This window comes from Roseiflexus sp. (genome assembly GCF_057785375.1).
Map to the genome: position 1 here is coordinate 104,789 of NZ_JBYNRX010000101.1, position 10,090 is coordinate 114,878.

Below are 10,090 nucleotides of genomic sequence, written 5' to 3' on the forward strand. Positions count from 1 at the left end.
CAACGCGCACCGGCAGTATTGTCCAAATGATCGCGCATTAGCGTCAGATAGGCTCTTACAGAGCGATCACCAAAACCTGGACTATCAAGGACGTGGAGCGGCGGACGTTGGCTGAGCCTGTCGAAGCCAACGTCCGCCACAGGACGGTAACATGGGCAATGGTTGTGCACCATGTGGTCGATCACTCTATTAGAGCTGCACTCATCGCGCTACTCGCCGCTGATCCGGCGAGGGATGGCGCGCAGGACCCTGCCGTAACCTTCCCCTGGTGCGCCCGTATGCCCGATCCGACTGCCGCTGCGGGGACCGGCCAGTTCAGCGTGAGCCTTCACGTTCGCATACGCGGAATCTGGCCGGGATCGGCAGCATGGCGTTTCCGGTCAATCCATACCTGCATCAATTCAGTCGGCGCTGCGTGATCCGTCAAATGGAAGTATGGTACCATATGCTCTGGAAGAGTTCTGACAACAACCTGAGGCATCGCCAATGAACACTTTTGACCGCATATGGACTGTGCTTGCCGTTCTGCTGATGGTCCTGCCGTTTGTCGCCCTGGGGTACGAACTGACGAAAAACGAGTCGCCGCTTACGATTGCCGTGTTCACAATCATGGGTGTGCTCCTTTTTGGCACACTCATCGTTGGCATGCGCGTCAAGCCGGAGTCGCCTGGCGATACGCAGGACGCTGAAGCGGAGTCGGCGAAGACGCACCCGCCGGTCGAGACACGCCGGTAGTCTACCATCGTCCACAACCAGGCAGCAGCATATCCGCCACGACCAGAGATTCGGTGCATTGGTCTTGTGGCAGCGCCTTCCTGATCGGAAGATCATCGAGAACCCGGACGTTCTGAAGCCCTTGTTCAGGTCGGGCAAGCCCCTCTTACCGTGCGTGCAGTGAGGGCTTGAGGCCGCAGCAGTCGGTTGCAGCGGCTGATGCACGGATGCACACGACACAACCAGAATGATAGGACGCGATTGATGTCTGGTATGTGCTGGCTGGTCTATGTGATGGAACGCCAGCAGAGCCTTTCGTGAAAGGGGTTCTATGGCAGCCTGCGCGCTCGTCCTGAGTCGTCGCACAGCACCGGTCGTACCGGTTGTCCTCTTTCTTCTGGCGCTGATCGCGCGCTTTCCTAACGGCATCTTTCTGACGGTTGATGAAGCATACCATTGGATTTCGCTCTCCAAGCGGTTCGCTACGGCGCTCGCTACCGGTAACTTTGCAGATACCTTCTACTTCGGGCATCCGGCTGTTACGACTCTCTGGCTTGGCGTGGCCGGGCGCCGGATGTATGAAACCCTGGATGCAGCCGGGATCATCCAGGAGTACAGGCATACGTTCTACCCTCTTATGCGTCTTCCGGCGGCGACGCTGACCGCGCTCGCGCTTGCACTTTCGTATCCGCTGCTCAAACGCTTATTTGGCTTCCATGTCGCGCTCCTTGCGGCGCTTCTCTGGGTGGGTGAGCCGTTTCTGGTCGCTCACTCGCAGTTGTTTCACATGGACGCCACGCTCACCTCGTTGATGACGCTGAGTCTGCTGCTGATGCTGATTGCGCTCGAAGATGGCGAGCGCCCTCTGAGCCGGTCGTCCTGGTGGATCGGCAGCGGTGTGGCGTTCGGTCTGGGGCTGCTCACAAAGTCGCCTGCGCTCTTGCTCATACCGATGGCGGGGCTGATTGCACTGATTCGGCAGCGGGAAGCCATCCACAACATTCGCTCATTTGTGAAATCGCTCATCGGTTGCATTGCGCCGCTGTGCGTATGGGGCGGGGTGGCGGCGGTCGTCTGGGTGGCGCTCTGGCCCGCCATGTGGGTCAGACCGGTTGCCACGATATGGGGGGTAATGAGCGAAATCCTCTTTGATGGCGGTGCACCGCATCCGTGGGGCAACTTTTTCCTGGGACGCGCCGTTGATGATCCGGGACCGCTCTTCTATCCGGTGGCCATCGCGTTTCGCCTGGCGCCCTGGACGCTGATTGGCGTTCTGCTGTGGATCGGCTTGACCGCAGCGGATGGCAGGCGCGCCTGGAGCGGACCGAACCGCTGGTTGCTGCTGCTGGCGCTCTTTGTCGTGCTCTTCGTTGCAGCCGTTACTGTGATGGCAAAGAAGTTCGACCGTTATGCGCTGCCGGTTTTCCCGGCGCTGACCATCCTGGCATCAGCCGGGATCTGCCGCAGCGCCGGTCTTCTCTGGCACAGGTTCAGGAATGTGGCAGTCATTCCACAGAAGCGGGTCATTGTCGCCAGTTATGCACTTGCCATCATCGTGCTGGCCGCCAATCTGTACGGGTATTACCCGTACTATCTGGCGTACTACAGTCCATTGCTTGGCGGGGGACCGGCAGCAGAGCGCGTCTTGCCTATTGGTTGGGGTGAAGGTCTTGAACTGGCTGCCTCGTTCATCGCTGCGCAACCCGATGGCAGGGATCGTCCAATTGCGGTGTTTTATCAACCGGTGCTACGCCCATTTGCGCCAGCCGGAGTTGCGCCGCTTCAGGCGATCCAGGCGCTGCACCGGGTCGATTACGCGGTTACGTACATCGACCAATTGCAGCGCAATACCAACCCCGACGCTCACCAGCCGTTTCGTCAGATCCGACCGTTGCACACCGTGCGAATCCACGGCATCAACTATGCGTATGTCTACCAGGTTCCACCGCCTGTTGTGCAATCGCTGGAGGCGGATTTCGGCGATGTCATTCACCTGCGCGGTTATGACCTGGATGCTTCTACCGTGCAATCGAGCCATGTATTGACTGTCACCCTGGAGTGGCAGGCGTTGGCAGCGGTCAATGCTGACTATTGGATTTTCATTCACGTATTGAACGACAGGGCTGAGCGGATGGCGCAAATCGACGTGCCGCTCGGCACAGATCGCTGGCCCTTGCGAATGTGGTATGCAGGACGGTATGTTTCAACCCGGCACCGCGTTCCGCTCCCATCCGATCTCCCGGCTGGCGTATATCGCCTGGCAATGGGCATATACGATCCGCACACCTTTGCCAGATTGCCGCTGCGTACCGGAGAGGAACGCGCCGGAGACGCCGGCGACCACGCGCTGTTGTTGGCGCGCGTGACCATCCCTTGAAGGGCAGTGGAAGAGGTTCACGCGCTGGCGGTTGGCGCTCCTGAAACCGACCGATGGCGCGATAGCCGACATAGCGGCGCTGGAGCAGTTCTTTCATGCGCGGTCATTTGGACCATCCTGCCGGTGCTCGTGGCGGGACGCTGCGGCGCTACGGGCGAACGCCCTCGCTGCGGACGCGGTTCGACGGTGCTCACCGCACGTGCAAGCCCCGCTGACGCGGGGCTGCCATGCCCCAACGCCCCCTTCTCCCCGTGTGGGAGAAGGGGGACGGGGGGAAGAGGGGCAAGGGGCGCCGTGCACGCGGTTCGACCGGGCTCACCGCAAGTGAAAGCCCCGTTGGGGCTGCTGATGCCAGAGCGCAGTCAGCGTCTACAACTACCGGCGCGCGTTGTGGATCATTACGCCTTGCGAGCCAGGAGGTCGAATATCCTGTCCGACCGACCGCAAGTCAGTCGGGTAGGCGAAGGCATTGCCTTCGCCTACCCGACTGACAAGATGTTGGCGCGTTCGTTGGGCAAGGCGCAACGGTCAACGCGCAGCGGCAGGCGTGTCGCGGACGCACAACCGCGTATCGGCATAAGTCCGTTCGGCGGCTAGAGCCGCAGGCTACTGTTGCAAAGCCTGCGCAGGTGGGCTTAACCGGGCAATACCGGATTATGTTCTCAACAACCATTAGAGTCCAAATGACCGCGCATCAGTGTCACGTGTGATGTGGGGATTGCCCGACTCCCGATCCGCGCCGAAACAGGTCTTTCATGCCGCGCCCCCGGATTCTTTGTGAGCATAACCACGTGCTGATAGCACCGCTCCTACATTTTACACTCCGACAGAGAGATATGCAGGTTTCTCAACATCGGTATGGCATGGATCGCTTGCATCTTGTGCAAAATTGTCATATGATAGCCGCAACACAGGAAACGAGCCTGCTCCTTCCTGTCTGGCGCTGATCGAAAGGACCGGAACGTTCGATGTCGCAAGAGATTCTCATCGTATTGCTGTTCGGAGCAATCCTGATCGTTGCCATAGCGTTCATTCTGGCGCGGCGGCGACGCGCTGCGCGCCAGAATGAACTGCCGCTGCCCGATATTGGCGGGATCAGCGAAACGATCGACTATACATCACTCCCTGTAGAGGAGCCGCGCACTCTGGGCGAGCGATTCCGCGCTGCATCGCCGGCGGTCAAGGCGCTGATCGTCCTGGCGCCCATCGTCCTCATCGGCGTGATCGTCGTTCTGGTGTTGACCTTCGCTCCAGGCGACTCTGGCACGCCGTCAACGCCTCCGCCCCCACCGCCGCGTCTTGCGGTTGAACGCGCTGAGGTCGTCGGCAGGGGCAAAATCGTTGTGGTGGTCAGAACGGAAAATCTGCCGTCTGATGCAACCGTGACGGCGATTGTGCGCGAAGGTGATCAGGAGTTCCCCTGGTTCAACCCGGAAACGGCGCTTGCGCAACCCGACCCGCTGAGCGGTGAGGCGCAAGTGGTGCTTGATCGTCGTTCGGACGCGCCAACCCCGCGTCAGGATGAGACGTACACCGTAGTCGCCATCGCTCGCGGAGCAGGCGGCGAGATTGCACGCTCCGATCCTGTTCCGCTCAATGTTTTGCAGCCGTTCTTCGACGATTTTTATGCGCTGGTTGCCGAACCAACGCTGGCGCCGGCAGTGACGCCAACTGCAGCCCTTTCGCCGGCAACGCCGGAACCGTCGCCGACGGTCGCGGCAACCGAGGAATTGACCGGCACGGCGACGATTGCCGGCAACATCCGGCGTGCGCCCAATCGCGAAGCCGAAGTGGTGGGGCGACTGTCGCTCGGCGAAGTCGTCACCCTCTCGGAACGCAGCGTTGATGGCGAATGGTACCGTATCTCCACATCGGCAGGTCTCAGTGGGTGGGTCAGCCGCACGCTGCTAGTCGTCGATCAGGACCTGGCGGCGCAACTGCCGGTCGCCACTCCCGACAATCTGACGAAAGCCGCAGTGTTCAATGGCGGGAATGTGCGTACCAGTCCAAACCTGCGTGGTCTGGTCATTGATCAGATCAATGCGGGTGAAAGTGTGACGCTGCTGGCGCGTAACGCCGACAGCACATGGGTGAAGATTGTCAACGAGCGCCAGATTATGGGATGGGTCAGCCGCACGCTGCTAACTATTTCGACCAATGACCTGCGCAATCTGCCGGTCTCGAACGAAACCGTGCCGACGCCGCTGCCGGCAACCGTGGCGGCGTTGCCGCCGCCGCCGACTCCGAATGCGACTGTACCGCCGGTAACTGGATTGACGGCTATCGTGTTCAATGGCGGAAATGTGCGCGCAGCGCCCAATCTCCAGGCGCAGGTGCTCGATCAGGTCAATGCGCGCGAAACCGTGCAACTGCTTTCCAAGACTCCCGATGGCAACTGGTATCGGATCACCAACGTCCGTGGCGTGACCGGCTGGGTCAACCGCACGCTGCTGACCGTCGATCCCGATGTGGCGCGTCGAGTTCCGGTAGGTCAGTGACGCGCGGCGCTCACATCATTTTCCCAAGCTCAGCAGAACGCCGGTACGCCGCCCAGATCGCATCCGAGAGAACGGTTCGCAATCCGCCGCGCTCGAGTTCGTAGAGCGCGGCGGCAGTCGTGCCGCCCGGCGACGTCACCCCGTTCCGCAGTTCTGCGGGATGACGGCGGCTCTGCATGGCGTAATGCACCGAGCCGAGCATGGTTTGCAGCACGAGTTCTTCTGCCATATAGCGCGGCAATCCCAGATGAACGCCTGCGTCGATCATGGCTTCGAGCACCATAAAAATATACGCCGGTCCGGTGCCGTTGATCGCAGTCGCCATATCGAGATACGTCTCATCATCGACGAACATCTGCCGCCCGAAGGAACCCAGAATAGTGCGCGCCCAACCGCGCTGTTGCTCGTTCACATCGGGCGATGCCGTCCAGACCGTCATGCCTTCGCCGATCTGCGCCGGGGTGTTGGGCATGGCGCGCACCACCGCGCTATGCCCAAGCCCCTGGACATAGGTGCGGATCGGGACGCCGGCGGCGATGGAAATGACCAGTTCCCCATTGCGCAATGCGCCACGCAGTTCGGGCATGAGTTTTGGCACCGTCTGCGGCTTGACGGCAAAGAGCGCCACCTGCGCCCAGTGTGCGGCTTCGACGTTGTCGTCGGTGACGCGCACGCCATACCGCTGTTCGATCTCTTCACGCCGCTCGGCGCGTGGCTCGGTGGCGACAATCTGATCGGCAGGGATCAGGTTCTGTTTAAGCAAGCCGCTGATCATAGCTTCGCCCATGATCCCGGCGCCAATGATTGCAATCCGGATATCTTGCAGCATAGATGCTCCCGTTGTTTCTGATTGCCCTGTGATTCTGGAGACCGGCATACGCTGCTGTCCGCGTCTTCAGCCCGTCGATGGGTGCGTGCCATCGGCAGAGCCGGATACCCGATCCTTATCAAGCGGCAGGTTCAAGCCCGGGTACCGGGAAACGTTTGCAGAGCGTGAACACCTCTTCGCGCACCCGATTGATAACATGATCGTCGTTGATATGCGTGATGACATCGTCGATCAGCGCAGCAATCTGTTCCATCTCTGGTTCCTTCATGCCGCGCGTGGTCAGCGCTGGCGTTCCCAGCCGGATGCCGCTGGTGATCAACGGTGATTTGTCATCGTTCGGAACAGCATTCTTATTCGTCGTTATTGCCGCGCGGTCGAGTGCTTCTTGCGCCGCTTTGCCGCTGACACCCTTATTGCGCAGGTCGATCAACATCAGATGATTGTCGGTGCCGCCAGAGAGGATGTGGTATCCACGCGCCATCAGGGCGCCTGCCAGCGCCTGCGCGTTGCGGATGATCTGGCGGGCATACGTCTCAAATTCCGGTTGCAGATTTTCGCCGAACCCTACCGCCTTGGCGGCGACGACGTGCATCAACGGTCCGCCCTGCACACCGGGAATAACCATTTTGTCGAGCAGTTCCGACATCATCAGGGTTCGACCGCTCTTTGCCGCTTTCAGGCCGAAGGGGTTCTCAAAGTCCTTCCCCATCAGAATAATGCCGCCGCGCGGTCCGCGCAGCGTCTTGTGGGTGGTCGAAGTGACGACATGGGCATAGGGGATGGGGCTAGGCAGCAATCCTTTGGCGATCAACCCGGCGGGATGCGCAATGTCGGCGAAGAGGAACGCGCCGACATCATTGGCGATCTGGCGGAAGATGGCAAAATCGATGGCGCGCGAATAGGCGCTGGCGCCGACCGTGATCATTTTGGGGCGCTCGCGGCGCGCAATCTCGGCAACCTGATTATAATCGATGCGTTCGGTCTTCGGGTCGATGCCATACGCCACGAAGTCGTAGAGCTGGCCTGAGAAGTTGACCGTCGAGCCGTGGGTCAGGTGTCCGCCGTGCGCCAGGTTCATGCCGAGCACTTTGTCGCCGGGGCGCAGAAATGTAAAGTAGACCGCCATGTTCGCCTGCGATCCAGAGTGCGGCTGTACATTGGCGTATGCTGCGCCGAACAACTCCTTAACCCGCGCGCGCGCCAGGTCTTCCACCTGATCGACCCATTCGCACCCGCCATAGTAGCGTGCGCCTGGATACCCCTCGGCATATTTGTTCGTGAGCGCCGAACCCTGTGCTTCCATCACAGCGCGACTGGCGTAATTCTCACTGGCGATCAGTTCCAGTCCGTCGCGCTGACGGCGCATTTCGCCATCGATCATGCGCGCAACAGCAGGATCGCTGCGCCAGAGGGTCTGAAGCATGGACATGGATGGGTCTCCTTCTGGGATACGTGCTGGCTGCCACACAGCCAGCATCATGAACGGAATGTCCACTTAATAACTTTCACATTATACTGTATCGGCAGCGGTATGAGATGAAAGAACAGCAATGAGCGATCTTTACAACAAGACGGTGCTCATCACCGGGGCTTCCTATGGTATCGGTGCGGCAACGGCGCGGGCATTCGGCCGCCGGCGAGCGCATGTGATCCTGCTGGCGCGCACACAGCCGGCGCTCGAGCAGGTGGCGCGCGATATTCGCGTGTCAGGAGGCGTGGCGTCGGTCTATCCGGTCGATCTGACCGACGAACGCGCTGTGGCGGACGTTGCCGGGCAAGTGCTTGCCGCAACCGGTCCGCCCGATATTCTTCTGAGCAATGCAGGTGCGGGGCGCTGGTTGTTCATCAACGAGACGACGCCGGAGGAAGCGGTTGCGATGATGGCCATGCCGTATTTTGCCGCGTTCTACATTACACGCGCCTTCCTGCCTGCTATGCGGGCGCGGGGAAGCGGTCATCTCGCGTATGTCAATTCACCGGCGTCGCTCGTGGTATGGCCCGGTGCAGCGGCATACACTGCTGCGCGTTGGGCGCTGCGCGGGTTCGTCGAGTCCGTGCGCGCCGAACTGCACGGCACGCGCCTGCGGGTCACGACGATCATTCCAGGGTTGGTCGCAACGACGTATTTCGATCACAACCCTGGTGTGCTGGAGCGTGTGCCGGGGCTGGCGCGCCGCCTGCTGCCCGTCCTGACGGCGGATCAGGCGGCGGCAGCGATTGTGCGCGGCATCGAACGCGGCAGGCGCGAGATCGTGCTGCCGGGCATGCTGCGCCTGCTCTACGCGCTGCACGCCATCGCTCCGGGAGCGGTGCAGTATCTGACGATCCTGACCGGCGCTCGCCAGGGTGGATGACCGTCACCTGTCGATCATGATGTATACTAGCAATCGGATGTGCGCCCGACATGCCTGCGCACCCACGTATGAGAGACAGAAAGGGGAGTACGTATGGCTCGAATCGCAATTCATGGGTTCGGTCGCATTGGTCGTTCACTCTTGAGGGTCGCTCTTAAAGAGAATCTCTGGACTCCCATCTCCATCTCCGACATCCGCGATGTGCCGACGTTTGCCGCCCTGTTCGAAGTGGACTCGAACTATGGTCGCTGGCACGAAGAGGTTGTTGCCGGTGACAACAAGTTCATCATTGGCGGGCGCGAGATTCCGTACTTCAACTCGCTGAACGAACTGCCCGATTGGGCGGCGCTGGGGGTTGATCTCGTCGTTGATTGCACCGGTCGTGCGACGGTGCGCAATGTAGCACAGCAGCACCTGGATCGCGGCGCGAAGCGCGTGCTTATCAGCGCGCCAAGCAAATCGTTGCAGGACTGTGACGCCGTGTTGCTGGCAGGCATCAATCTCGACACCTTCGACCCCGAGAAGCACAAGATCGTAAGCATGGCAAGCTGCACCACCAATGCGCTGGCGCCGGTTGTTAAAGTAGTGCTCGAGAACTTTGGCATCCATCACGGTTTGTTCTCGACCGTCCATGCCTATACCAACACCCAGTCGCTCACCGATCAGCCGATGAAGGATCGCCGCGACTCATGGGCGGCGACAGAGAACATCATTCCTTCATCATCGGGTGCGGCGCGCGCGTTGCAGTTCATCTGGAAGGACCTGAAGATTACTGGCAAGGCGTACCGGGTTCCACTACGCACCGGCAGCATCGCCGAGTTGAACCTGGTGACCGAGAAACCGGTTACTGTTCAGTCGGTCAATGACGCATTCCGCAAAGCCGCCGCCGAACCGCCGCTCAAGGGCATCATTGGGGTGCTCGAGGATGAGTGGGCATCGTCGCGCATCGTCGGCGATCCGCATTCGTCGATCGTCGATCTGCCGCTGACCCAGGTGATGGGTGACACCTTCCTGTCGGTCGCTGCGTGGTACGATAATGAGATGGGGTATGCGACGCGACTCGCCGAGGTTGCCGCGCGCATCGCAGTCTAGTCTCTGAAACTGTCGCACATCAGCGGTCATATGCCGGGCGCCCGGTGTATGGCCGCTGTCTGTGTTTCAGGGGTGAGGTAAGAGGCGAGAGGCGAGAGGTGCGAGGCGAGGGGCGAGCGGCGAGGGCGGGAGGCGAGGGGCGGGAGGCGAGGGGCGGGAGGCGAGGGGCTCTGGCTGACGGCAGGGCTCAAGCGGACAACACAGCGAGGAGAAAGCGTCATGGCCA

Annotated in this window: 7 protein-coding genes; 5 read left to right on the top strand and 2 right to left on the bottom strand. The window is 60.7% G+C overall.

Going from position 1 to position 10,090, the window contains the following annotated elements:
* Nucleotides 1-486 precede the first annotated feature (486 nt).
* The 3 genes from AC3EA7_RS20625 (at nt 487) to AC3EA7_RS20635 (ending at nt 5,589) form a co-directional block, all read left to right on the top strand.
* Nucleotides 487-735 carry a hypothetical protein gene (locus AC3EA7_RS20625; protein WP_488615957.1) on the top strand — a complete coding sequence of 83 codons (249 nt, stop codon included), beginning with the start codon at nt 487-489 and terminating at the stop codon, nt 733-735.
* A 310-nt stretch (nt 736-1,045) separates the two neighbouring features.
* Nucleotides 1,046-3,091, top strand: a complete 2,046-nt coding sequence (locus tag AC3EA7_RS20630; RefSeq protein ID WP_488615958.1) for a glycosyltransferase family 39 protein — start codon at nt 1,046-1,048, stop codon at nt 3,089-3,091.
* Nucleotides 3,092-4,059: 968 nt separating this feature from the next.
* Nucleotides 4,060-5,589, top strand: a complete 1,530-nt coding sequence (locus AC3EA7_RS20635) for an SH3 domain-containing protein (RefSeq protein WP_488615959.1) — start codon at nt 4,060-4,062, stop codon at nt 5,587-5,589.
* A gap of 10 nt (nt 5,590-5,599) precedes the next feature.
* Here the strand turns inward: AC3EA7_RS20635 and proC are convergent, their stop codons facing one another.
* Both proC and AC3EA7_RS20645 read right to left on the bottom strand, forming a co-directional pair.
* Entirely contained in the window at nt 5,600-6,418 is an 819-nt protein-coding gene (gene proC / locus AC3EA7_RS20640; protein WP_488615960.1) for a pyrroline-5-carboxylate reductase, read from the bottom strand.
* A 118-nt stretch (nt 6,419-6,536) separates the two neighbouring features.
* Nucleotides 6,537-7,841 carry a serine hydroxymethyltransferase gene (locus AC3EA7_RS20645; protein WP_488615965.1) on the bottom strand — a complete coding sequence of 435 codons (1,305 nt, stop codon included), beginning with the start codon at nt 7,839-7,841 and terminating at the stop codon, nt 6,537-6,539.
* Nucleotides 7,842-7,968: 127 nt separating this feature from the next.
* On the opposite strand from AC3EA7_RS20645, the gene AC3EA7_RS20650 reads away from it, so the two are divergent.
* Together AC3EA7_RS20650 and AC3EA7_RS20655 are read left to right on the top strand one after the other, a co-directional pair.
* Nucleotides 7,969-8,772, top strand: a complete 804-nt coding sequence (locus AC3EA7_RS20650) for an SDR family NAD(P)-dependent oxidoreductase (RefSeq protein ID WP_488615961.1) — start codon at nt 7,969-7,971, stop codon at nt 8,770-8,772.
* Nucleotides 8,773-8,865: 93 nt separating this feature from the next.
* Nucleotides 8,866-9,864, top strand: a complete 999-nt coding sequence (locus AC3EA7_RS20655) for a type I glyceraldehyde-3-phosphate dehydrogenase (protein ID WP_488615962.1) — start codon at nt 8,866-8,868, stop codon at nt 9,862-9,864.
* The last annotated feature ends 226 nt before the right edge of the window (nt 9,865-10,090 follow it).